Annotated in this window: 19 protein-coding genes and 1 pseudogene; 18 read left to right on the top strand and 2 right to left on the bottom strand. The window is 72.9% G+C overall.

Going from position 1 to position 23,467, the window contains the following annotated elements; translation table 11 throughout:
* The first annotated feature begins 234 nt into the window (after nucleotides 1-234).
* Nucleotides 235-3,816, top strand: coding sequence for a chromosome segregation protein SMC (smc, locus tag QCD66_RS29355; protein WP_407566870.1), 3,582 nt, complete (start codon nucleotides 235-237; stop codon nucleotides 3,814-3,816).
* Nucleotides 3,813-4,436 carry an HAD family hydrolase gene (locus QCD66_RS29350; protein WP_375736895.1) on the top strand — a complete coding sequence of 208 codons (624 nt, stop codon included), beginning with the start codon at nucleotides 3,813-3,815 and terminating at the stop codon, nucleotides 4,434-4,436. The genes smc and QCD66_RS29350 overlap by 4 nt, the downstream gene beginning before the upstream one ends.
* Nucleotides 4,437-4,486: 50 nt before the next feature.
* Here the strand turns inward: QCD66_RS29350 and QCD66_RS29345 are convergent, their stop codons facing one another.
* Complete coding sequence (locus QCD66_RS29345; protein ID WP_357535732.1) at nucleotides 4,487-5,008, bottom strand: DinB family protein; 522 nt, start codon at nucleotides 5,006-5,008, stop codon at nucleotides 4,487-4,489.
* Nucleotides 5,005-6,834 (bottom strand): alkaline phosphatase D family protein, encoded by a 1,830-nt coding sequence (locus QCD66_RS29340; protein ID WP_375736898.1) that lies wholly within the window; start codon nucleotides 6,832-6,834, stop codon nucleotides 5,005-5,007. The genes QCD66_RS29345 and QCD66_RS29340 overlap by 4 nt, the downstream gene beginning before the upstream one ends.
* Before the next feature lie 165 nt (nucleotides 6,835-6,999).
* Here QCD66_RS29340 and ftsY point away from each other — a divergent pair, with 165 nt between their 5' ends.
* The 16 genes and pseudogenes from ftsY (at nucleotide 7,000) to lepB (QCD66_RS29260) (ending at nucleotide 23,460) form a co-directional block, all read left to right on the top strand.
* Entirely contained in the window at nucleotides 7,000-8,229 is a 1,230-nt protein-coding gene (gene ftsY / locus QCD66_RS29335) for a signal recognition particle-docking protein FtsY (RefSeq protein ID WP_375736896.1), read from the top strand.
* 48 nt (nucleotides 8,230-8,277) lie between these two features.
* Nucleotides 8,278-9,066 (top strand): aminoglycoside phosphotransferase family protein, encoded by a 789-nt coding sequence (locus tag QCD66_RS29330; protein ID WP_375736897.1) that lies wholly within the window; start codon nucleotides 8,278-8,280, stop codon nucleotides 9,064-9,066.
* 297 nt (nucleotides 9,067-9,363) lie between these two features.
* Nucleotides 9,364-10,635 (top strand): ammonium transporter, encoded by a 1,272-nt coding sequence (locus QCD66_RS29325; protein ID WP_375736899.1) that lies wholly within the window; start codon nucleotides 9,364-9,366, stop codon nucleotides 10,633-10,635.
* Between the two features lie 24 nt (nucleotides 10,636-10,659).
* The gene (locus tag QCD66_RS29320) at nucleotides 10,660-10,998 is read left to right on the top strand and encodes a P-II family nitrogen regulator (RefSeq protein ID WP_212828248.1); all 339 of its coding nucleotides are present in this window, start codon (nucleotides 10,660-10,662) and stop codon (nucleotides 10,996-10,998) included.
* Nucleotides 10,999-11,021: 23 nt separating this feature from the next.
* A pseudogene (locus tag QCD66_RS29315) lies at nucleotides 11,022-13,202 on the top strand ([protein-PII] uridylyltransferase); the annotation flags it as partial.
* A 751-nt stretch (nucleotides 13,203-13,953) separates the two neighbouring features.
* On the top strand, nucleotides 13,954-15,501 hold the full coding sequence (gene ffh, locus QCD66_RS29310; RefSeq protein ID WP_375736902.1) for a signal recognition particle protein: 1,548 nt from the start codon (nucleotides 13,954-13,956) through the stop codon (nucleotides 15,499-15,501).
* A gap of 76 nt (nucleotides 15,502-15,577) precedes the next feature.
* The gene (locus QCD66_RS29305) at nucleotides 15,578-16,660 is read left to right on the top strand and encodes an amidohydrolase family protein (protein WP_375736903.1); all 1,083 of its coding nucleotides are present in this window, start codon (nucleotides 15,578-15,580) and stop codon (nucleotides 16,658-16,660) included.
* Between the two features lie 95 nt (nucleotides 16,661-16,755).
* The gene (gene proS, locus QCD66_RS29300) at nucleotides 16,756-18,162 is read left to right on the top strand and encodes a proline--tRNA ligase (RefSeq protein WP_357535739.1); all 1,407 of its coding nucleotides are present in this window, start codon (nucleotides 16,756-16,758) and stop codon (nucleotides 18,160-18,162) included.
* 91 nt (nucleotides 18,163-18,253) lie between these two features.
* The gene (locus QCD66_RS29295; protein ID WP_375736904.1) at nucleotides 18,254-18,904 is read left to right on the top strand and encodes a DUF402 domain-containing protein; all 651 of its coding nucleotides are present in this window, start codon (nucleotides 18,254-18,256) and stop codon (nucleotides 18,902-18,904) included.
* Between the two features lie 226 nt (nucleotides 18,905-19,130).
* Complete coding sequence (gene rpsP, locus QCD66_RS29290; RefSeq protein ID WP_357535743.1) at nucleotides 19,131-19,568, top strand: 30S ribosomal protein S16; 438 nt, start codon at nucleotides 19,131-19,133, stop codon at nucleotides 19,566-19,568.
* 1 nt (nucleotide 19,569) lies between these two features.
* Nucleotides 19,570-19,803, top strand: a complete 234-nt coding sequence (locus tag QCD66_RS29285) for an RNA-binding protein (RefSeq protein WP_212828255.1) — start codon at nucleotides 19,570-19,572, stop codon at nucleotides 19,801-19,803.
* Nucleotides 19,803-20,360 (top strand): ribosome maturation factor RimM, encoded by a 558-nt coding sequence (gene rimM, locus QCD66_RS29280; protein ID WP_375736905.1) that lies wholly within the window; start codon nucleotides 19,803-19,805, stop codon nucleotides 20,358-20,360. Before QCD66_RS29285 ends, rimM begins: the two co-directional genes overlap by 1 nt.
* Nucleotides 20,361-20,384: 24 nt before the next feature.
* Nucleotides 20,385-21,155, top strand: a complete 771-nt coding sequence (trmD, locus tag QCD66_RS29275; protein WP_364208110.1) for a tRNA (guanosine(37)-N1)-methyltransferase TrmD — start codon at nucleotides 20,385-20,387, stop codon at nucleotides 21,153-21,155.
* Nucleotides 21,156-21,310: 155 nt separating this feature from the next.
* On the top strand, nucleotides 21,311-21,676 hold the full coding sequence (rplS, locus tag QCD66_RS29270) for a 50S ribosomal protein L19 (protein WP_375736907.1): 366 nt from the start codon (nucleotides 21,311-21,313) through the stop codon (nucleotides 21,674-21,676).
* A gap of 255 nt (nucleotides 21,677-21,931) precedes the next feature.
* Nucleotides 21,932-22,822 carry a signal peptidase I gene (gene lepB, locus QCD66_RS29265; RefSeq protein WP_375736906.1) on the top strand — a complete coding sequence of 297 codons (891 nt, stop codon included), beginning with the start codon at nucleotides 21,932-21,934 and terminating at the stop codon, nucleotides 22,820-22,822.
* The gene (gene lepB / locus QCD66_RS29260) at nucleotides 22,819-23,460 is read left to right on the top strand and encodes a signal peptidase I (protein WP_357535751.1); all 642 of its coding nucleotides are present in this window, start codon (nucleotides 22,819-22,821) and stop codon (nucleotides 23,458-23,460) included. The genes lepB (QCD66_RS29265) and lepB (QCD66_RS29260) overlap by 4 nt, the downstream gene beginning before the upstream one ends.
* Nucleotides 23,461-23,467 lie beyond the last annotated feature (7 nt).

Raw genomic sequence — 23,467 nt, 5'->3', positions numbered from 1 at the left:
GACCATTCCGTGTCGGCGCGCAGCTTTTTGCCCTCGGCCCGACCGGCCGGCGCGTGCCGTTCCGTCGACCGTGCCGATGCGGGTTACGCTGCGCAATGGCCGGGACCGTCCGCCCCGGTGACGGGCCGACCGGTGGCCCCCGACGAGCTGAGGAGTGGGCACCGCGGCCGCGGCCCGGCCGGCGGCCAGCGCCGGGCCGGCAGCCCGGCGGCCACGTCGACGAGGATCGGAAGCGTGCATCTCAAGAGCCTGACGGTGAAGGGCTTCAAGTCCTTCGCCTCCGCCACGACATTGAAGCTGGAACCGGGCATCACCTGCGTGGTCGGTCCCAACGGGTCCGGTAAGTCCAATGTCGTCGACGCGATCGCCTGGGTGCTCGGCGAGCAGGGCGCCAAGGCGCTGCGGGGCGGCAAGATGGAAGACGTGATCTTCGCCGGCACCGCGGGCCGGGCGCCGCTGGGCCGGGCCGAGGTCACCCTCACCATCGACAACACCGACGGTGCGCTGCCGATCGAATACACCGAGGTCTCGATCACCCGCCGGATGTTCCGGTCCGGCGAGAGCGAATACGAGATCAACGGCGACTCCTGCCGGCTGCTCGACATCCAGGAGCTGCTCAGCGACTCCGGCATCGGCCGGGAGATGCACGTCATCGTCGGGCAGGGCCGGCTCGACGCCGTACTGCACGCCAAGCCGGAGGACCGGCGCGCCTTCATCGAGGAGGCCGCCGGCGTACTCAAGCACCGCAAGCGCAAGGAACGCGCGCTGCGCAAGCTCGACGCGATGCAGGTCAACCTCAACCGGCTCACCGACCTGACCGCAGAGCTGCGTCGCCAGCTCAAGCCGCTTGGTCGGCAGGCCGAGGTGGCCCGGCGGGCCGCCGGCATCCAGGCCAACCTGCGCGACGCCCGGCTGCGGCTGCTCGCCGACGACCTGGCGACCCTGCGTTCCACGCTGGACAAGGAGATCGCCGACGAGGCGGCGCTGCGCGAGCGTCGCGAGATCGTCGAGGCCGAGCACGCCGTGGTGCAGGAGCGGCTGGCCGAGGTGGAGGCGGCGCTGGCGCAGGACGCCCCGCTGCTCGCCGCCGCCCAGGACACCTGGTACCGGCTGTCCACGCTCCAGGAGCGGTTCCGGTCCACCCAGCAGCTTGCCGGCGAGCGGCACCGGCACCTCAGCGTCGCGCCCGAGGACGAGCGCCCGGGCCGTGACCCGGACCAGCTCGCGGCCGAGGCCGAGCGGGTCCGGGCCCAGGAGGAGGACCTGCGGGCCGCGCTGACCGAGGACCAGGTACGCCTCGCCGAGGCGGTCGAGGGCCGCCAGGAACTGGAGCGGCAGCTCGCCGAGGCGGAACGGGCGCTGGTCGTCGCCGCGAAGGCGATCGCCGACCGGCGGGAAGGGCTGGCGAAGCTCACCGGCCAGGTCAACTCGGCGCGGGCCCGCAGTGGCTCGGCCGCCGAGGAGATCGCCCGGCTGGCCGCCGCGCACGCCGACGCGCTGGGCCGGGCCGAGAAGGCGCAGGCCGAGGTCGACGCGGTCGCCGCCAGTTCGTCGGAGGCCGACCGCGACAACGCCGACCTCGACGCCCGGCACGACGAGGCGGTGGCCGCGCACGAGGCGGCCGGCGCGACCGTACGGCAGCTCTCCGACGCCGAGCGGGCCGCCGAGAAGGACGCGGCGACCTGGAAGGCGCGCGAGGAGGCGCTGGCGATGGGCCTGCGCCGCAAGGACGGCGCCGGGGCGCTGCTGGCCCGCGCCGACCAGGTGCCGGGCCTGCTGGGCAACCTCTCCGCGATGCTGACCGTCGAGCCGGGGCACGAGGCGGCGCTGGCCGCCGCGCTCGGCGGGCTCGCCGACGCGGTCGCGGTCAGCGGCGTCGACGAGGCGACCGAGGCGATGCGGCTGCTCAAGATCTCCGACGCGGGGCGGGCCGACCTGCTGGTCGGTGGTCCCGACGGTCCCGGGATGACCGGGTCGGCCGACGCGCTCCGCCCGGCCCTGCCCGAGGGCGCCCGCTGGGCGCCGGACCTGGTCAAATGCCCCGAAGAGGTACGACCGGCCGTGCACCGGGCGCTGCGGGACGTCGTACTCGTCAATGATCTTGAGGCGGCGGCCCGGCTGGCGGCCCGCAACCCGGAGCTGCGCGCGGTCACGCCCGACGGCGACGTGGTCGGCGCCTACGCGGCGGCCGGCGGCTCGGCGAAGGCGCCGAGCTTCATCGAGGTCCAGGCCGCCGTCGAGGAGGCCCGGGCCAACCGGGTCGCCGCCGAGGCGACCAGCGCTGAACTCAAGGAGCAACTCGTCGCGGCCCGGGCCGAGGTCGCCGACCGCAAGGAGGCCGTCTCGGTCGCCGCGGCCGCCAAGCGCGAGGCCGAGGGGCAGCGCAACGCCGCCGCCCGCCGGCTCGCCGAACTCGGCGCCGCCGCCCGGTCCGCCAAGGCCGAGACCGAACGGCTCGCGGCGTCGCGTGACCGGGCCGAGCAGGCCCGCGACCGTGACCTCGCCGGCATCGCCGAGCTGGAGGAGCGGCTGCGGCTGGCCGAGGCCACCCCGATCGACGAGGACCCGTCGACCGACGAGCGCGACCAACTCGCCGCCGCGCTGCCCCGGGCCCGGCAGAACGAGATGGAGGTACGCCTCGCGGTCCGCACCGCCGAGGAGCGGGTCGCCTCGATCGCCGGCCGGGCCGACTCGCTGCTGCGCCAGGCGAACGCCGAACGGGCCGCCCGCGAACGCGCCGCCGCCCGCAAGGCCGCCCGGGTCCGCGGCGCCGGCATCGCCCGCGCCGTCGAACTCGGCGCCCGGGACGCGCTCGCCCGGCTGGCCGGCTCGCTGGCCACCGCCGAACGGGCCCGCGACGAGATCGCCCGCGCCCGGGCGCACCGGGAGGCGGAACTCCAGCAGACCCGGGCGACCGCCAAGCGGCTCGGCGCCGACCTGGAACGGCTCACCAGCGAGGTGCACCGCGACGAGGTGGCCCGGGCCGAGCAGCGGATGCGGATCGAGCAGCTGGAGGCCAAGGCCGCCGAGGACTTCGCCCTCGACGTGGCGACCCTGATCGCCGAGTACGGCCCCGCCAACCCGGTGCCGCCGACCCCGGCCGACGTGGCCGCCGCCGAGAAGGACGGCAAGCCGGTCCCCGAACCGGTGCCGTACGACCGGCCGGCGCAGGAGAAGCGGGCGGCGAAGGCGGAGCGCGAACTCACCCTGCTCGGCAAGGTCAACCCACTGGCCCTGGAGGAGTTCGCCGCGCTGGAGGAACGGTTCAAGTTCCTCTCCGAGCAGTTGGAGGACCTCAAGGCCACCCGCCGCGACCTGCTCACCGTGGTCAAGGACGTCGACGACCGCATCCTGGAGGTCTTCGCCAGCGCGTACGCCGACACCGCCCGCGAGTTCGAACAGGTCTTCACCGTGCTCTTCCCCGGCGGCGAGGGCCGGCTGGTGCTGACCGAACCCGACGACCTGCTCACCACCGGGGTCGAGGTGGAGGCCCGGCCGCCGGGCAAGAAGATCAAGCGGCTGTCGCTGCTGTCCGGCGGCGAACGGTCGCTGACCGCGGTCGCGATGCTCGTGGCGATCTTCCGGGCCCGGCCCAGCCCGTTCTACATCATGGACGAGGTGGAGGCGGCGCTCGACGACGTCAACCTCGGCCGCCTGATCACCCTGATGGCCCAGCTACGGGAAAAGAGTCAGCTCATCATCATCACCCACCAGAAGCGCACCATGGAGGTCGCCGACGCGCTCTACGGCGTCACCATGCGCGGCGGCGTCACCCAGGTCATCAGCCAGCGGATCAACACCGGAGGCGAGGAATGAGCCAGCGCAAGCGCGTCACCGCCCTGTTGCTGGACCTCGACGGCGTGCTCCGCCGCTGGGATCCGGCGGTCACCGCCGTCGTCGAACGCGAGTACAGCCTCGCCACGGGCAGCCTGCACGGCGCCGCGATGGCACCGGAGCGGCTGAACCCCGCGGTCACCGGGCAGGTCAGCCACGCCGACTGGATGGCCGGGGTGGCCGAGGCGCTCGCCGAGCAGGCCGGTGGCGTGGACACCGCCCGGGCCGCCGTCGGCGCCTGGCAGGCGTACCGGGGCGAGGTCGACCCCGACGTGCTCGCCCTGGTCCGCGAGGTCCGGGCCGCCGGCGTACGGGTCGGGCTGGGCACCAACGCCACCGACCTGCTCGACGCCGACCTGGCCGCGCTCGGGCTCGCCGGTGAGGTCGATCTGGTGGTCAACTCGTCGGTCGTCGGGGCGGCCAAGCCGTCGCGGGAGTACTACCACGCCGCCGCCACCGCGCTCGCCACCGTGCCCGACCAGGTGCTTCTCGTCGACGACGACGACCGCGCCGTACGCGGTGCCCGCGCCGCCGGCCTGTCGGCCCTGCGCTGGAGCGGTCCGGCCGATCTCCCGTACGTCCGCGCCGCGCTGGCCGCCTGACACTCGTCGGGCGCCGCCTGACACTCGTCGGGCGCCGGTGGCGCCCCGCGTCAGTCGCCGGTGGCGCCGTCGATGCGTTCGCGGATGAGGTCGGCGTGGCCGTTGTGGCGGGCGTACTCCTCGATCATGTGTAGGTAGATCCAGCGCAGGCTCATCTCGGCCCCGCGACGCTGGTGGAAGAACGTCTCGTCGAGGTCGTGGCCGGCGGCCGCGGCCCGGGCCAGCTCGATCTCCCGCTGGAACGCCGCGAGGTCGGCCGCGGCGTCGGCGGTCGCCACGTCGTCGAAGTCGCCGTCGGGGTTGGCCTCCGAGCAGTGGACCTCACCGATCGTCTCGCCGGCGAACCGCCTGCGGAACCAGGCCCGCTCGACCTCGGTCATGTGCCGGACGAGGCCGAGCAGGGTCAGGTTGGACGGTTCGGCGCTCGCCGTACGCAACTGGTCGGCGGTGAGCCCGGCGCACTTGGTCAGCAGGGTCTGCCGGTGCCAGTCGAGCCAGCCCTCCAGCATCGGGCGTTCGGGTCCCGTGTACGGCTCGGTGGCGCGTTCGGCGGGTGGGGCGGTCCAGGTCATCCCGGCATCTTTCCACCTGCCGCCAGGGCCTGCTGTGCCACGATCCGCAACTCGCCGTCCTTGCGGGTGCCCTCGACGGTCACCCGCGCCGACCGGCCCTCGTGCAACAGGGTGCTGATCGCGTTGCCGAAGTAGGGGCCGGCGAGCTTGCGCCAGCCGACGACCGGGCGCCGCAGCCCGGCGGAGCGGGCCAGCGCCCCGGCCGCCGACGCCGGCCCGCGCCACCAGCCCAGCCGCATCACCGGCCGCATGAACGCCGGCACCTGGTTGTGGATCGGCGAGCAGGTCAACTGGTGCACCGGGGTGGTCACCTCGACGGCGAAGTGCGCCCGGGCCACGTACGAGTGGTGCACGTCGCCGCCGAGCACGCTGATCGACGCCGGTGGCGGGTAGGCCGGCCCGGCCCCGACCCGTTGCCCGCCGGCCGTACCGCCCCCGGCCCCGGCGGCCTCACCGGCCCCGCCGGTCCCAGGCCCGGCGGTCCCGGACGCGGCGTTCCCGGCCCCCGCCCCGGCGCCGACCCGGTCCGGGGCCGCCGCGCGCCCGCCGCTGCCCAGCCGGGCGAACAACTCGGCGAGGTCGTCGAACGAGCGGTGGAAGGCTGCCCAGTGTTCGAGGTCGAAGACCTGGCGGATCTTCTCCGACAGGGCCGCGACCCGGGGCCGCGCCGACCCGGCCAGCCGCTCGTTCCACGCCTCCAGGTGGTGGATGCCGGGCGGCAGCAGCCACGGCAGCGACGCCCCGACGACCAGGTGGTCGTAGTCGCCGTGGGTCTGGTCGACGAACCACGACCACTCGTCCGGCGGCAGCATCGCCCGCGACCCGTTGTCCAGCACCCGGCTGCACCGGTTGTCGAGCACGACGATCCGGGTCCGTCCGACGTCGACCCGGTAGCTCCACCGGTAGCCGCGCGCCGGCGGCGACGAGTCGGACTCGGCGTCGACCCGCGCGCCGAACTCCCGCAGCACCCCGGTCGCGTCGTCGGCACCGACCACCGCGGCGTAGACCGGGTCGGTGGCGATCTCCTCCGGTTCGAGGTTGCCCAGGTGCTGGTAGACCCAGTACGAGGCGAGCCCGCTGGCGATCCGTTCGGCCCACCACGGCTCCCGCCGTACGTCGTCGCGCCACGACCGGGAGGTGTTCCAGTCGTCGATCACCTCGTGGTCGTCGAAGATCATCACACTCGGTACGGTCGCGAGCAGCCAGCGGATCTCCGGGTCGCGCCACGACTCCAGGTAGAGCTTGGTGTACTCGTCGTAGCTGACCACCTGCTCGGCGGGGGCGCCCGCCGGCCGGTTCCGCCGCCCGCGCAGCAGTTGGCGGACCTTCGGCGACGTGTTGTCGGCGTAGACCTGGTCGCCGAGCAGCACCATCAGGTCCGGCCGCTCCGGCGAGTCGGACCCGCGCGTCATCAGCCGCCGGGCGTACGCGTCGAGGGCGTCCGGCCGCAGCCGCCGGGTCGTCGAGTGCTGGGTCGTCTCCCGGCAGGAGCCGAAGATCAGCCGTACGGCACCCGCGTCGTCGCCGTCGCGCCGCCGGGTCCGGATCACGCTCGCCGGGTACGGCGAGTCCGGCAGCGGCCAGACCCGCTCGTCGTCGATGAAGACCTCGTACGGCGTCACCGCGTCCGGGGCCAGCCCGTCGACCACGACCAGCGCGTAGTGGTGATCGAACGCGGTGAACGTGGCCGCGGAGCCGCCCGCCCCGTCCGGCGTACGCACGCTGACCGTGCCGGGGCCGCTGGTCTCCACCCAGACCGTGGCGCGGGTGCCGACCACCCGCCGCAGCAGCGGCCCGATCAGCAGTTCGGCGGTGGCGCTGGGCATGGGCTGGACACCCATGGTGGACCTCCGGGGGTGGGGGCTTGGAAGCCCATCCTTGTTACCCCGGCGCCCCGGCCGCTACCCCTGCCCGACCGTGGGGGTGACGTTTACCGCCCGACGGGTGCGGTGCCCGACACACACCGGGCGCCATCTGACAGGATTTCCCGCATGGATTACGTCGTCCTCGCTCTGATCTTGCTGGGCGTCCTGGTGCTCGGTGGTCTCGGACTGATGGTGCCCCGGCTGCGCCGGCGCCCCGGCCCCCCGCCCGGCGGGACCACCACCGGCACCAGCGTCGAGGACCGGCCGGTGCCGCCACCGGTGCTGACCCCGGAGGCCGAGCAGGACGTCCTGGTCGCGCCGCCGCCGGTCGAGACGCCGACCGTGCCCGCCCCGCCGGCGCCGCCACCGGTCGCGCCACCGACGGTGGAGAAGCCGGAGCCGACCGCCGGCCGGCTGGTCCGGCTGCGGGCCCGGCTCGCCCGTTCGCAGAACGTCTTCGGCAAGAGCCTGCTCGGTCTGCTCTCCCGCGACCACCTCGACGAGGACGCGTGGGAGGAGATCGAGGACAGCCTGATCACCGCCGACGTCGGGGTGGACGCCACCCGCGAGATCGTCGACCGGCTCCGCGAGCGGACCAAGGTGCTCGGCACCCGGTCGGCGACCGAGTTGCGGGCGCTGCTCGCCGCCGAGCTGGTCAACGCCCTCGACCCGGCGATGGACCGCTCGCTCAAGGTCAATCCGACCGCTGCCGGTGACGGCGTCCGTAACCCGGCCGTCGTGCTGGTCGTCGGGGTCAACGGCGCGGGCAAGACGACGACCTGCGGCAAGATCGCGCGGGTCCTGGTCGCCGACGGCCACAGCGTGCTGCTCGGCGCCGCCGACACGTTCCGGGCCGCCGCCGCCGAGCAGCTCACCACCTGGGCCGGCCGGGTCGGCGCCGAGGTGGTCCGTGGCCCGGAGGGCGCCGATCCGGCGAGCGTCGCGTTCGACGCGGTGCGCCGGGGGATCGACACCGGCGTCGACGCGGTGCTGATCGACACCGCCGGCCGGCTGCAGAACAAGGTCGGCCTGATGGACGAACTGAGCAAGGTCAAGCGGGTGGTCGAGAAGCACGGCCCGGTCGACGAGACGCTGCTGATCCTCGACGCCACCACCGGCCAGAACGGGCTGAGCCAGGCCCGGGTGTTCACCGAGGTCGTGGACGTGACCGGGGTGGTGCTGACCAAGCTCGACGGCACCGCCAAGGGCGGCATCGTGATCGCCGTACAGCGGCAGTTGGGCATCCCGGTCAAGCTGGTCGGGCTGGGTGAGGGCCCCGACGACCTGGCCCCGTTCGACCCGGCGCAGTTCGTCGACGCGCTCCTGGGTACCGAGCCGCTTGGCACGGACGCGTAACCTCGGGTGACTTACCGCGATCAGGCGCTACGCCACGGGAGACCGCACGTGACTTCGCAGGAGATCCCGCTCCACGGCGGCAACGTGAGCACCGTCGTGCGGGTGGGTGACACCGTCCGGCGCAACGTCGGGCCGTGGACCCAGTCGGTCCACGCCCTGCTGCGCCACCTGGAGTACGTCGGTTTCACCGGCTCGCCCCGCGCCCTGGGCATGGACGAGCGCAACCGCGAGGTGCTGTCGTACCTGGAGGGGGAGTGCGGCGAATACCCGCTGGCGCCGCACTGGGTCACCGACGAGGCGCTGGTGACCGTCGCGACGATGCTGCGGATGTTCCACGACGCCCAGTACGGCTTCCAGCCGCCGCCGAACGCGGTGTGGCGCTCGTTCGGGCCGCCGCCGCCGGACACCGAGGTGATCTGCCACCACGACGCCGCCCCGCACAACGTGATCTGGCGGCCGGACGGCACCCTCGCCCTGATCGACTTCGACCTCGCCTCGCCCGGCGCCCGGATCTACGACGTGGCGTACGCGGCGTGGACGTGGGTGCCGCTCTTCTCCGACCGGGACTCCTACACGCTGGGCTGGAAGCGCCCCGACCGGCCGCGCCGGCTGCGGCTGTTCGCCGACGCGTACGGGCTGATCCCGCGCGACCGGCACCGGCTGGTCCGCACGATCCGCAAGCGGGTCGTCGACCACGTCGAGGGCATCCGCCGGATGGCGGCGGCCGGTGACCCGGCGTTCGTGCGGATCGTGCACAAGGGGCATCTGCGCCGTCCGATGCGCGACCTGCGGCTGCTCGACTACGAGCGGCACACCCTCGAATACGCACTGCGTTAACAAGCGCGGTACACCTGTCACCTCTTCGACAGCTGGCATGGGCTATTCGGTTGATATGCCCCTGTCCGTTCCCGCTGTTGTGAGGTTTTCTTCACACGTGCGAAACAACCCGTGACGTGGTCGAAACCGCGTGGTGACGGCGGGTGAAACAGCGGCGCCGGAAGCTTCCCAGCAACCGGCGTCGGGCGATGCTGCCTCATAGGCCGGTGGTTATCTCACCTGAGAGGAGGCAGCGTGCCGGAGCTAGATTCTGGTGCCACCGCCTGGATTTTGACGTCCGCCGCCCTGGTGTTGCTCATGACACCCGGTCTGGCGCTGTTCTACGGCGGCATGACGCGTTCCAAGTCCGTACTCAACATGATGATGATGAGCTTCGGCGCGATCGGACTCGTCAGCCTGCTGTGGGTCTTCTACGGCTACAGCATCGCGTTCGGCGAGGACATCGGCGGGATCACCGGTGACCTGTCCGCCGCCGGCCTGCGCGGGATGCTGGAGTCCGGCACCGAGGGCGGCATCCCCGACCTGCTGTTCGCCGGCTTCCAGCTGATGTTCGCCGTGATCACCGTCGCGCTGATCAGCGGCGCCATCGCCGACCGGGCCAAGTTCGGCCCCTGGCTGATCTTCGCCGGCCTGTGGGCCACCCTGGTCTACTTCCCGGTCGCGCACTGGGTGTGGGGCGGCGGCTGGATCTTCGAGATGGGCGTCCTGGACTTCGCCGGCGGCACCGCCGTCCACATCAACGCCGGTGCGGCGGCCCTGGCCCTCGCCCTGGTGCTCGGCAAGCGGGTCGGCTGGCCGAAGGACAAGTTCAAGCCGCACAACCTGCCGATGGTCCTGCTCGGCGCCGGCCTGCTGTGGTTCGGCTGGTTCGGCTTCAACGCCGGCTCCGCCGGTGCCGCCAACGGCACCGCCGCCATCTCGCTGATCAACACCCAGGTGGCCACCGCCGCCGCGGTGCTCGGCTGGATCGTGGTCGAGTGGCTGCGCGACGGCAAGCCGACCACCCTCGGCGCGGCCTCCGGCGCCGTCGCCGGCCTGGTCGGCATCACCCCGGCCTGTGCCTACCTGGAGCCGCTGGGCGCCATCGCCCTCGGCCTCATCGCCGGTGCCGTCTGCGCCGCCGCGGTCGGCCTGAAGTACAAGCTCAAGTACGACGACTCGCTCGACGTCGTCGCGGTCCACATGGTCGGCGGAATCATCGGCTCGCTGCTCATCGGCTTCCTCGCCGTCGAGGTCATCGCCGGTGAGGGCAACGCCGGACTGCTCTACGGCGGTGGGATCGGCCTCCTCGGCAAGCAGGCACTCGGTGTCGTCGCGGTGATGGTCTACAGCTTCGTCGTCGCCTACGTCATCGGCTTCGCCATCGAGAAGACGATCGGCTTCCGGGCCAGCGCCGAGGCCGAGGTCGAGGGCATCGACAACGCCGAGCACGCCGAGTCGGCGTACGAGTTCTCCAGCACCGGTGGCGGCTTCGCCTCCATCGTCGGCAAGCCGACCAGCGCCGCGCCGACCGCGTCGACCGAGCCGGCGGAGCCGGCCGCCCCGGCCACCGAAAAGGTCGCCGGTTAAGTTCCAGCGATGGAGGGACTGGACATGAAGCTGGTGACCGCGGTCATCAAGCCGCACCAACTGGACGCCGTCAAGGAAGCACTGCACGCCCTGGGCGTGGCCGGGCTCACCGTCAGCGAGGTCCAGGGCTACGGCCGGCAGAAGGGGCACACCGAGGTCTACCGGGGTGCCGAGTACACGGTGGAGTTCCTGCCGAAGATCCGGGTCGAGGTACTGACCGACGAGATCGACGTCGACAAGGTCGTCGACGCGGTGGTCGCCGCCGCCCGTACGGGCAAGATCGGCGACGGGAAGGTCTGGGTCACGGCCGTCGAGGACGTGGTCCGGGTCCGTACCGGTGAGCGCGGGCTCGACGCGCTCTGAAAACCCCCGCGATGACGAACGCCATCGGCGCCGCCGCACGTGTCGAACGTGCGGCGGCGCTCGACGTCTGGCTCAACTCACTCCTGCCACGCGGCGTCCCCGGCGTCGCGCTCGTGGCCGTCGGCGGGCTCGGCCGGCTGCAGTGCGCCCCGTACAGCGACCTCGACCTGGTCCTCCTGCACGACGGAGTGCCCGGGACCGACCAGCTCGCCGCCGCCATCTGGTATCCGATCTGGGACGCCCGGGTCGGCCTCGACCACTCCGTACGCACCATCCCCGAGGCGCTGTCCGTCGCCCACGACGACGTCAAGGTCGCCCTCGGCCTGCTCGACGCCCGGCACGTCGCCGGCGACCGGGAACTGACCGGCCGGCTGCTGGCCGCCGCCACCGACCAGTGGCGGCGCACCGCCGTCCGCCAGCTGCCCGCCCTGCGCGAGGTCACCGCCGCCCGCTGGAAGGCCCACGGCGAACTGGCCTTCCTGCTCGAGGGCGACCTCAAGGAGGCTGCCGGCGGGCTGCGCGACGTCGGCATCCTGCGCGGCATCGCACTGGCCGGCATCAGCGACGCGATGCGGCCCGCCGTACAGGCCGCCCAACTGCGCCTGCTCGACACCCGCGACGCCCTGCACGTCGCCGTCGGCCGGCGTGTCGACCGGCTCCTCGCCCAGGAACGCGACGCCGTCGCCAAGCTCCTCGACCTCGACGACGGCGACGCCCTGCTGCGCCGGGTCGCCGGGGACGCCCGTACGGTCCGGCACGCCCTCGACGACGCCTTCCGCGCCGCCGACCGGCTGCGCACCCGCCGGCGGGGCGCCGACAACCGCCCGGTACGCCGTCCCGTCGCCCGCGACGTCGTCGAACACGACGGCGAACTGGTGCTGGCCCGTACCGCCATCGGCGCCCGGCCCGACCCCAGCCTGTCGCTGCGGGTCGCCGCGGCCGCCGCCGTCGCCGGGCTGCCGATCGCCCGCGCCACCTGCGAATGGCTCTCCGCGTACTGTCCGCCGCTGCCCGCGCCGTGGCCGGACGCCGCCCGCGCCGCCCTCGTCACGCTGCTCGGTGCCGGCGACGGCCTGGTGCCCACCTGGGAGACCTGCGACCGGTACGGCCTGATCGACGGCTGGCTGCCGGAATGGACCCGGATGCGCAGCCTGCCCCAGCACAACCCGGTGCATCGCTACACCCTCGACCGGCACCTCGTGCAGGCCGCCCAGGAGGCGACCGCGTACACCCGCGAGGTCGACCGGCCAGACCTGCTCCTGCTCGGCGCCTTCCTGCACGACGTCGGCAAGGGACTGCCCGGCGACCACAGCGTCGCCGGCGCACCCGTCGCCGGGAAGATCGCCACCCGGATCGGGCTGCCGCCCGCCGACGTGGCCATGATCGAGAAACTGGTCCGGCTGCACCTGCTGCTGCCCGAGGTCGCCACCCGCCGCGACCTCGACGACCCGGTCACCGTCGCGGGCGTCGCCGAAGCCGTCGGCGACACCGCCACCCTCAACCTGCTGCACGGCCTCGCCCGCGCCGACGCCCGCGCCACCGGCCCCGCCGCCTGGTCGGACTGGAAGGCCCGGCTCGTCGCCGGCCTGGTCCGCCGCGTCCACACCGCCCTCGACACCGGCGCGCTGCCCGAACCGCCCGTACCCGACCCGGCCCTCGTGGCCGGGCCGCTGCCCGCCGTACACCTCGACGGGGAACGGGTCGCGGTGGCCGCCGCCGACCGGCGCGGCCTGCTCGCCGCGGTCGCTGGCTGCCTCGCCCTGCACCGCCTCGACGTCCTCACCGCCGACGCCTCCACCGTCGACGGGACGGCCCTGGTCGAGTTCCGGGTCCAGCCCCGCTACGGCACCCCGCCCGACTCGATCGCGCTCACCGTCGACCTGCGGCGGGCCGTCACCGGCGACGTGTCGGTGACCCAGCGGCTGCGCGGCCGGGCGATGGCGGCCCGGGCCGGCGGCGCCGCACCGAAGATCGTCTGGCACCGGGCGGCGGCGACGGACGCGGTCGTGCTGGAGCTGCGCGCGGCGGACGCGACGGGGCTGCTCTACCGGGTCACCAGCGCACTCGACGAGGCCGGCGTCCAGGTCCGGGCCGCCCGGATCTCGACGCTCGGCGGCGACGTGGTCGACGCGTTCTACCTCGTCGGCACCTTCGACGACGCCGAACTCACCCGCATCGAGACAGCCGTCCTGGCAGCGATCTGACAACGCCCGGCGGGGCCGGTGCGATCGGCCCCGCCGCCCCGCCGCCCCGCCGCGCCGCCGCGCCGCCGCCCCGCCGCCGCGCCGCCGCGCCGCCGCCCCGCCCCGCCCCTCCGCCCCGTCGCGCGCCCCGCCCCGTCGCGCGCCTGCCCCGCCGCGCCGCGTGCGTCCCGCCGCCGGCCGCGCCGATCAAGGTGATACTTGCCGCAGAACGGGCACGAATCACCATGTTTTCTCCTCGATCAGCGCGATCACGCGGTGCGGTCCGGCCGACGGCGCCCGCATCGGGCACGCGATGCGCTGATCAAGGGGATGTTCGCGGCAAAGCGGGCAGGTTTGGGGACGACTTCTCCTTGATCGGCCCGGCGGAGAGGGGCGGCTCCGACGGCGGCTGACCGGTCCGGCGGAGAGGCCGCGGCCCCGACGGCGGCTGATCGGCGCGGCAGGGGGAGGCTCGGTGGCAGTGGGGGCGGGCCGGCGGGCCGGCAGCGGGAGCGTGGGGTGGATGGTCGGGGGTGTCGTGGCGGGGGTGCCGGGGTGGGTGGTGGGTCGGTGGGTGGGGACCGGGTGGGGGGTGGGCGGTTACTCTTGCGACGTCGGTCTCCAACGCGACCCGGCGCCCGGTCTCCGTCGGGACCCGGGTGTCCGGTGCCGTTGCGGCCGGGTGCCGGTCTCCGCCGCGGCGCGGCGCCCGGTTCCCGTCGCGGCCGACGAGGTTCTGCCCGCGGAAATCTGACGAACGGGATGTTGCGTCGTGTTTGACACCTTGAGTGACCGCCTCAACGGGATCTTCGGCAAGCTCCGCGGGAAGGGCCGGCTCAGCGACGCCGACATCGACGCGACCGCCCGCGAGATCCGGCTCGCGCTGCTGGAAGCCGACGTGGCGCTGCCGGTCGTCAAGGGGTTCATCGCCAAGGTCAAGGAGCGGGCGCGGGGTGCCGAGGTCTCCCAGGCGCTCAACCCGGCCCAGCAGGTTGTCAAGATCGTGCACGAGGAGCTGGTCGGCGTACTCGGCGGGGAGGCCCGACGGCTCCAGTTCGCCAAGCAGCCGCCGACCGTGATCATGCTCGCCGGTCTCCAGGGTTCGGGTAAGACGACGCTGGCCGGCAAGCTGGCCCGCTGGCTCAAGGCGCAGGGGCACCAGCCGTTGCTGGTCGCCGCCGACCTCCAGCGTCCCAACGCCGTCGGCCAGTTGCAGGTGCTCGGCGGCCGGGCCGGTGTCGAGGTCTACGCGCCCGAGCCGGGCAACGGCGTCGGCGACCCGGTGCAGGTCGCCAAGGCGTCGATCGAGCACGCCCGGCGGGCCGCCCGCGACATCGTCATCGTCGACACCGCCGGCCGGCTCGGTATCGACGCGGAGATGATGGCGCAGGCCGCCGACATCCGCGACGCCGTCGACCCGGACGAGGTCATCTTCGTCATCGACGCGATGGTCGGCCAGGACGCGGTGACCACCGCCGAGGCGTTCCGCGACGGGGTCGGCATCACCGGCGTCGTGCTGTCCAAGCTCGATGGTGACGCGCGCGGTGGTGCGGCGCTGTCGGTACGGCAGGTGACCGGGCAGCCGATCCTGTTCGCCTCGACCGGCGAGAAGCTGGAGGACTTCGACGTCTTCCACCCCGACCGGATGGCGAGCCGCATCCTCGGCATGGGCGACGTACTCACTCTGATCGAGCAGGCCGAGCAGGCCTTCGACGCCGATCAGAAGGAGAAGATGACCGCCAAGCTGATGGGCGGCGAGCAGTTCACCCTGGAGGACTTCCTCGACCAGCTCATCGCCGTACGGCGGATGGGGCCCATCGCCAACGTGCTGGCGATGATGCCCGGCATGGGGCAGATGAAGGACCAGTTGGCGGAGGTCGACGACAAGCACTTCGACAAGGTCACCGCGATCATCCGGTCGATGACGCCGGGGGAGCGGACCAACCCGAAGATCATCAACGGCTCGCGCCGGGCCCGGATCGCCAGCGGTTCCGGCGTCACCGTCATGGACGTCAACCAGCTGCTCAACCGCTTCGCCGACGCGCAGAAGATGATGAAGCAGATGGGCGGCATGATGGGGCTGCCCGGTTCGCGGCGTAAGGCGACCAAGTCGCCGAAGAACAAGCGCAAGGGCAACAAGGGCGGCGGGCGGCCCCGCGCGGCCGGTCACGCGGCCGGTGGCGGCTTCCCGGGTGGCATGCCGCAGCTCCCGCCCGGCCTCGACCCGGGCGCGCTGCAGGGTGGCCAGGGCCTGCCGCCCGGCTTCAAGCTGCCGAACCTCGACTTCAGCAAGCTCACGAAGCGCCCCGACGGCAAGTAACCGGCCGGCCGCCCGTCGGGGCGGCGGGTCGACGGGGCGGCGGGGCGACATCGGGCGAGCGGAACGGCGGGTGGCGATGACGGCTTGGCACGTACGCGGGGTGGTGCTGCCCGACGACGAGGTACGCGACCTGTGGCTGGTCGGCGACCGGGTGACGTACGAGCCGGTCGCCGGGGCCACCATGATCGTCGACGGCGGGTTCGTCCTGCCCGGCCTGGTCGACGCGCACTGCCACATCGGCATCGCCCCGGGCGGCGCCCCGATCGACTCGCTCGACCGGGCCCGGGAACTGGCCGCCGTCGACCGTGACTCCGGGGTCCTGGCGATCCGGGACGCCGGTTCGCCGTACCCGTACCCGGAACTCGACGACGAGCCCGGGCTGCCGCGACTGGCCCGCGCCGGCCGGCACGTCGCGCCGCCCCGGCGCTACCTGCGCGACATCGGTGTGGAGGTGGCGGCGGCGGACGTGCCGGCCACGGTCACCGCGCAGGCGCACGCCGGCAACGGGTGGGTGAAGCTGGTCGGCGACTGGATCGAGCGCGACGCCGGCGATCTAGCCCCGGCCTGGGACGACGCGACGTTGGCCGCCGCGGTCGACGCGGCGCACGCCGCCGGGGCCCGGATCGCGGTGCACACCTTCTCCGAGTCGGCCGTCGAGATCATGGTGCGGGCCTGCGTCGACTCGGTCGAGCACGGCACCGGGCTGAGCCTCGACCTGATCGACGTGATGGCCCGGCAGGGGACCGCGCTCGTCCCCACCATGATCAATATCGCGACGTTCGGCAACATCGCCGATCGGGCGCGGGACAAGTTCCCCGGGTACGCCAAGCACATGCTCGCCCTGCGCGACGGCTTCCCGGACGTGGTCCGGGCGGCGTACGAGGCGGGCGTGCCGGTCTACGTCGGCACCGACGCCGGTGGCGGGATCGCGCACGGGCTGGCCGCCCGGGAGATGCTGATGCTGCACGAGCGGGCCGGGATGCCGGCCTCCGACGTGCTGCGGGCCGCGTCGTGGGGCGCCCGGGAGTGGCTGGGATTCCCCGGCCTGGTCGAGGGCGGCCTCGCCGACCTGGTCGCCTACCCGAGCGACCCGCGCCGCGACCTGCGGGTGGTCGAGGCGCCGCAGCGGATCGTGCTGCGCGGCCGGATCGTCCGCTGAACGCCGGTGCCGGGCGCGGGCTCACCGGGCCCCGGCGCGGAACATCCGCACCGCGGGACGGGGAGCGTCCACCCGCCGGTCTAGGATGTGCGGTCATGGCACGCGTGCTCACTCCCCGCGCGGAGGACTTCCCCCGCTGGTACCAGGATCTGATCGCCAAGGCTCAGCTCGCCGACAACGGGCCGGTCCGCGGGACCATGGTCATCCGACCGGCGGGCTACGCCATCTGGGAGCGGATGCAGTCCGAGATGGACGCCCGGATCAAGGCGACCGGCGCGGAGAACGCGTACTTCCCGCTTTTCATCCCGGAGAGCTACCTCAAGCGCGAGGCCCAGCACGTCGAGGGCTTCTCGCCGGAGCTGGCGGTGGTCACCCACGGCGGCGGCAAGCAGCTCGCCGAGCCGGTCGTGGTCCGGCCGACCTCGGAGACCGTGATCGGCGAGTTCATGGCCAAGTGGGTCGACTCCTACCGCGACCTGCCGCTGCTGCTCAATCAGTGGGCCAACGTCGTCCGCTGGGAGCTGCGCCCCCGGATCTTCCTGCGGACCAGCGAGTTCCTCTGGCAGGAGGGGCACACCGCGCACGCCGACGAGGCCGACGCCCGGGCCTACGCCCGGCGGATCCTGCACGAGGCGTACGAGGACTTCATGGTCAACGTGCTGGGCATCCCGGTCGTCGTCGGCCGCAAGACCGCCCGCGAGCGTTTCGCCGGCGCGACCAGCACCTACACCCTCGAAGGCATGATGGGTGACGGCAAGGCGCTCCAGATGGGCACCAGCCACGAACTGGGGCAGAACTTCGCCAGGGCGTTCGACATCACCTACAGTTCGGCCGACCGGACCGTCGAGCACGCCTGGACCACGTCCTGGGGGACGTCCACCCGGATGCTGGGCGGACTGATCATGGCGCACGGCGACGACGACGGGCTGCGGGTGCCGCCGCGGATCGCCCCGATCCAGGCATACGTCATGATCGTCAAGGCCGGTGACGGCGTCGGCGAGGCGGCGGGCAAGCTGCGCGACGCGCTGCGCGACGCCGGGGTCCGGGTCGCGCTCGACGACCGGGTCGACACCCCGTTCGGCCGCCGGGCCGTGGACGCCGAGCTGAAGGGCTACCCGGTACGCGTCGAGGTCGGCCCCCGCGACCTCGCCGCCGGCAACGCGGTCGTCGTGCGCCGTACCGACGGCTCGAAGACCCCGGTCCCGGTCGGCGACGTGGTGTCGACGGTGCTCGCCGCGCTCGACGCCGACCAGAAGACGCTGCACGACAGCGCGCTGGCGTTCCGCGAGTCCCGCACCGTCGACGTCAAGACTCTCGACGAGGCGCTGGAGGCGTCGGCGACCGGCTGGGCCCGGCTGCCCTGGGCGGCGGTCGGCACCGAGGGTGAGACCCGCGCCAACGGCCAGGGCGTGACCGTGCGCTGCCTGGTCCGTCCCGACGGCTCGGTTCCGGACAGCGAGGACGAGCCGGACCTCGTCGCCATCCTCGCCCGCGCCTACTGACCGGCCGCCGCGCCGCACGCCCGCCCGGGCCGCACACCGGCCCGGCGCGGCGGGGTGCGGCCCGGCGGTGCCGGGTCGATAGGGTCGGCGCATGCGTTTCGAGCCGGGCCAGTTGATCGTGCACCGCAACGTACGGCGTGGCCGGATCGGCTGGGTGCGTACGGCGCGGGTGGTCAGCGACGACCCGCGCGGCCTGCTGCTCTGGATCGACCGGGGCTCGGCGGTGGCCAACGAGGTCGCCGACGACGGCCGTGGGATGCGGGCCATGCCGTTCGCCGAGTGGACCCGCCGGTCCTACCGGCTGCTCCCCGGCCGGTGGAGCGGCCCGCCGGTGCTGAAGTTCCTGCCCTCCGGCGCGGCCCATTCGGTCTGGTGGTTCCGCGACGACGCCGGTGTCTTCGCCAACTGGTACGTCAACCTCGAGGAGTCCGGGGTCCGCTGGGACGACGGGCGGCTCGCCGGGATCGACATGGTCGACCAGGATCTCGACGTGGTCGTCCGCCCGGACCTGTCCTGGCAGTGGAAGGACGAGGAGGAGTTCGTCGAGCGGCTCGCGTTCCCGGACCACTACTGGGTGCGGGACGCCGAGGAGGTGCGGGCCGAGGGCAAGCGGGTGATCGCGCTCGCCGAGGCCGGGGCGTTCCCGTTCGACGGCACGTGGTGCGACTTCGTACCCGATCCGGGCTGGCATCCGCCGGCCGCCCTGCCGGACGGTTGGGACCGGCCGCCGGTCGAGCGGTGAGCCGCGGCGGCGGATTCCGGTCGCGGTTCGCGGTCCGGTGTGAGCACGCCGGGGTGGATCTGGCAGAATGGTTTGCTGGTATCCGGCACGCGTGCGGCGCCCTCTAACCCGGGCGCGTTGCCAGTCCATCCGAGCAGTCACCGGCCCAACCCCACTGTGCCGGTCGGCTCTCACCCGTGCACACCGCCCGTCCGGGCAGGTGCGACTCGCAACAGGAGCGAAACACGTGGCCGTAAAGATCCGGCTTCTGCGGATGGGCAAGATCCGCAACCCGCAGTACCGCATCGTCGTCGCCGACGCGCGCACCAAGCGTGACGGTCGTGCGATCGAGTACGTCGGGATCTACCACCCGAAGGAGCACCCTTCGGTGATCGAGGTCAAGTCCGACCGCGTCCAGCACTGGCTGTCCGTCGGCGCCCAGCCGAGCGAGGCCGTCCAGCGCCTGCTCGAGAAGACCGGTGACTGGCAGAAGTTCAAGGGCCTGCCCGCGCCGCCGCCGCTGCTGACCAAGGCGGAGAAGGCCGACCGCAAGGCCACCTACGAGGCCGAGGCCCAGGCCGCCGCCGGTGTCGCCCCGACCCCGGCGAAGTCCACCAAGAAGAAGGCCGACGAGCCGGCGAAGGCCGAGGAGCCGGCTGCCGCGGACTCCGGTGAGCAGGCCTGACGTGGCGTTGCGGCCCGCGCTCGAGCACCTGGTCAAGGGCATCGTCGACCACCCCGACGACGTGCGGGTGCGGCTCGTCGACTCCCGGCGGGGCAAGCGCCTCGAGGTCCGTGTGCACCCGGAAGACCTGGGCACCGTGATCGGCCGGGGCGGGCGCACCGCGAAGGCCCTGCGCCAGGTGATCGGCTCGATCGGTGGGCGTGGCGTGCGCGTCGACATCGTCGACTCGTACTGATGCGCCTCATCGTGGGCCGGATCGGCCGGCCGCACGGCATCCGCGGTGAGGTCACCGTCGAGGTGCGGACCGATGAGCCCGAGACGCGTTTCGCCGCCGGGTCGGTGTTGGTCACCGATCCGGCGGCGTCGCCGGTCGCCCCGGCGCCGTCCGCTCCCGGTCACCTCGTACGGGTTCCCGACCGGTTGACCGTCGAGTCGATCCGGTGGCACCAGGGCCGGCTGCTGGTCTGCTTCGAAGGGGTCGTCGACCGTGACGTCGCCGAGGTGCTGCGCGACACGATCCTGACGGTCGACAGCGCCGACGTGGCCGCGCCGACCGACCCGGACGAGTTCAACGACCACCAGCTCGTCGGGCTGACCGTGGTCGACCCGGCCGGCGAGACGCTGGGCGAGGTGGCCCGGATCGATCACGCGCCCGCCTCCGACCTGCTGGTCGTGCGCCGCCCCGACGGGCGTACGGCGCTGATCCCCTTCGTCAAGGCCATCGTGCCCGAGGTCGACCTGGCCGGTGGCCGGGTCGTGGTCGACCCTCCCGGCGGGCTGCTCGACCTGTAGCCCCGGTCACTTCCGGAGGCAGTGATGCGTGTCGACATCATCTCGATCTTTCCCGAATACTTCAGCCCGCTCGACCTGTCGCTGATCGGCAAGGCGCGGGCCACCGGCCTGCTCGACCTGGCAGTGCACGACCTGCGCACCTGGACCCACGACGTGCACCGTACGGTCGACGACACGCCGTACGGCGGTGGCCCGGGCATGGTGATGCGGCCGGAGCCGTGGGGGGAGGCGCTCGACGCCGTCCTGCCGTCCGGCCCGCCGGCCCGGCTGGTGGTGCCGACGCCGGCGGGGGAGCCGTTGCGGCAGTCGCTCGCCCACGAGTTGGCCGCCGAGCCGCACCTGGTGTTCGGCTGCGGCCGCTACGAGGGCATCGACCAGCGGGTGCTCGACGACGCCGCCGCCCGGGCCCGGGTGACCGAGGTGTCGCTGGGCGACTACGTGCTCTTCGGCGGCGAGGTGGCGGTTCTGGTGATCCTGGAAGCGGTGACCCGGCTGCTGCCCGGTGTGCTCGGCAACGCCGATTCGCTGGCCGAGGAGTCGCACGCGCACGGGTTGCTGGAGGGGCCGGTCTACACCAAGCCGCCGGTGTGGCGGGAGCGGGAGGTGCCGCAGATCCTGCGGTCGGGTGACCACGGTCGGATCGCCCGCTGGCGACGCGACGAGGCGTTGCTGCGTACCGCGCGGCGCCGGCCCGACATGCTGGCCGCGCTGGCCCCCGACGAACTGGACAAACGGGATGTCGCGGCGCTGACCGGGGCCGGGTTCCCTGCGCCGGCCGAGCGTATGGCAGAGTAGTGAGGTTGCCGTGGTCGGCCGCGCCGCGGTCGGCTACGAGGATCTCCGGGCCCGCCTCCTCCCCACCAGCAATCCGGGGTGGACCGATGCCGGGGATCAGAATCACCCATCCGCGCACCGACGACCGGTGCGCCGTGATCTTCGAGGATGCAGCGATGAACACCCTGGACGCGTTGGACGCCCAGTCGCAGCGGACCGACATTCCGACTTTCCGGGCTGGTGACACCGTCAAGGTGCACGCCCGGGTCATCGAGGGCAACCGGTCCCGGGTCCAGATCTTCCAGGGCGTCGTGATCCGCCGCCAGGGATCGGGCCTGCGTGAGACCTTCACCGTACGCAAGATCAGCTTTGCGGTCGGGGTGGAGCGGACCTACCCGTTGAACAGCCCGGCCATCGACCGCGTCGAGGTGGTGACCCGGGGCGACGTCCGCCGGGCCAAGCTCTACTACCTCCGCGAGCTGCGGGGCAAGAAGGCCAAGATCAAGGAGAAGCGGGAGAAGGTCACCGCTCCGGTCGCCTGACGGCGGGGCGAGACTTTCAGCCTTCTCACAGTGCCGTGATCGCTCGATACCTCTACGCTATGGAGAGTGACAGGCGAGACTGTGCTGCGCGGCGCTGAGGAGACATCGAACGCCGCCAGTCAGTGAGTGGCGACGAACGCTACGTCCGCGGTGCGAGCCGCGGGAGCGGGACAGAATCGCTCTACCGCCCGTGGCGCCCTGACGGGGCCGCCGCGGGCGGTAGAGCTGTATATCGGGACCGGGGAGATTCGTAGCGTGGACGCGGAAGACGACCTGCGGGACGAGGTCGAGCCCTGGCGTCGCCGGGCCGACCGTCGACGCCAGCGCAAGCCCATGCCGCTCTGGCAGGAGTTGCCCCTCCTCCTCGTCGTCGCGTTCTGCCTCGCGGTGCTGATCCGCACCTTTCTGCTCCAGGCGTTCTACATCCCGTCCGGGTCGATGGAAGACACCCTCCTCGTCGGTGACCGGGTCCTGGTCAACAAGGTCGTCTACGACATGCGGGACCCCGTACGCGGCGAGGTGGTGGTGTTCCGGGGCACCGAGGCGTGGGCGCCGCAGCTGGAGGAGGAGCCGGCGGGCGGCTTTTTCGCCCAGCTCGGCCGTACGCTCGGCGACCTCGTCGGGGTGGGCCGCCCCGGCGAGAAGGACTTCATCAAGCGGGTCATCGGGGTGCCCGGCGACCGCGTTCAGTGCTGTGACGAGCAGGGCCGGCTCACCGTCAACGGCCATCCGCTCGACGAATCCAGCTACGTGTTGCGGAACTCGCCGCTCGAGCTGCCGCCCAGCGCCGGCGACTGCGGGCCGCGGCGGTTCGAGGAGGTGGTCGTACCGCCGGGGCAGCTCTTCGTCATGGGCGACCACCGGCTCGTGTCGCAGGACGCCCGCTGTCAGGGGCCGGTGCCGATCGACAACGTGATCGGCCGCGCGTTCGCCGTGGTGTGGCCGTACTCGCAGTGGAGCAGCCTGTCGGTGCCGGAGACGTTCGATACGCTGCCGCAGCCCATTGCCCTGGGGCCCGACGCGACACCCAGCAAGTCCGAGAATCCGGGAGGTATCGCCGTTGTTGTGCCTATTTTGGGTGGTTTCCTGTTCGCCGCGCGTTCCCGACTCCGGCCGCCGTCCCGTCGTCGTAGGCTCGTCCCGTGATTGACGAGCAGACCGACAAGCCCAAGAAGAACTCGTTCTGGCGCGAGCTGCCCATCCTGCTCGGCGTGGCGATCCTCGTCGCCGTCCTGGTACGGGCGTTCGTCATCCAGACCTTCTACATCCCGTCGCAGTCGATGGAACACACCCTCGACATCAACGACCGGGTGCTGGTCAACAAGCTCGTCTACAACTTCCGGTCGCCGGAACGGGGCGAGATCATCGTCTTCCGGGCACCCGGCGCGTGGCACGGGGGCGAGGAGGGCTCGGACTTCATCAAGCGGGTCATCGCCGTCGGCGGCGACCGGGTGGTCTGCTGCGACCCGCAGGACCGCTTGATGATCAACGGGCACTCGCTCGACGAGCCCTACATCTTCTCCGAGGGCGGCGTCTCCGACCCGGCGGCCAGCCAGGAGTTCGACGTCACCATCCCACCCGGACGGCTGTGGATGATGGGCGACCACCGGTCCGCCTCGGGCGACTCGCTGGAGCACTGGAACCGCTCGCAGGACATCGACAACGCGACGATCCCGGAGGACGCCGTCGTCGGGCGGGCGTTCGTGCTCTTCTGGCCCTTCGGCCGCGCCACCTGGCTGTCGATTCCCAGCACGTTCGACTCCGTGCCCGGCCCGCAGAGCTGACCGGCGC

Source organism: Polymorphospora sp. A560, from assembly GCF_045781765.1.
In the GTDB taxonomy this organism is placed as follows: domain Bacteria; phylum Actinomycetota; class Actinomycetes; order Mycobacteriales; family Micromonosporaceae; genus Polymorphospora; species Polymorphospora lycopeni.
This window is presented reverse-complemented; position numbering and strand designations above follow the sequence as displayed.

Coding starts and splice junctions, on each gene's coding strand:
- QCD66_RS29350 (WP_375736895.1), top strand. CDS start 3,813: ATGAGCCAGCGCAAGCGCGTCACCGCCCTGTTGCTGGACCTCGACGGC.
- QCD66_RS29345 (WP_357535732.1), bottom strand. CDS start 5,008: ATGACCTGGACCGCCCCACCCGCCGAACGCGCCACCGAGCCGTACACG.
- QCD66_RS29340 (WP_375736898.1), bottom strand. CDS start 6,834: ATGCCCAGCGCCACCGCCGAACTGCTGATCGGGCCGCTGCTGCGGCGG.
- ftsY (WP_375736896.1), top strand. CDS start 7,000: ATGGATTACGTCGTCCTCGCTCTGATCTTGCTGGGCGTCCTGGTGCTC.
- QCD66_RS29325 (WP_375736899.1), top strand. CDS start 9,364: ATGACACCCGGTCTGGCGCTGTTCTACGGCGGCATGACGCGTTCCAAG.
- QCD66_RS29320 (WP_212828248.1), top strand. CDS start 10,660: ATGAAGCTGGTGACCGCGGTCATCAAGCCGCACCAACTGGACGCCGTC.
- QCD66_RS29305 (WP_375736903.1), top strand. CDS start 15,578: ATGACGGCTTGGCACGTACGCGGGGTGGTGCTGCCCGACGACGAGGTA.
- proS (WP_357535739.1), top strand. CDS start 16,756: ATGGCACGCGTGCTCACTCCCCGCGCGGAGGACTTCCCCCGCTGGTAC.
- QCD66_RS29295 (WP_375736904.1), top strand. CDS start 18,254: ATGCGTTTCGAGCCGGGCCAGTTGATCGTGCACCGCAACGTACGGCGT.
- rimM (WP_375736905.1), top strand. CDS start 19,803: ATGCGCCTCATCGTGGGCCGGATCGGCCGGCCGCACGGCATCCGCGGT.
- trmD (WP_364208110.1), top strand. CDS start 20,385: ATGCGTGTCGACATCATCTCGATCTTTCCCGAATACTTCAGCCCGCTC.
- rplS (WP_375736907.1), top strand. CDS start 21,311: ATGAACACCCTGGACGCGTTGGACGCCCAGTCGCAGCGGACCGACATT.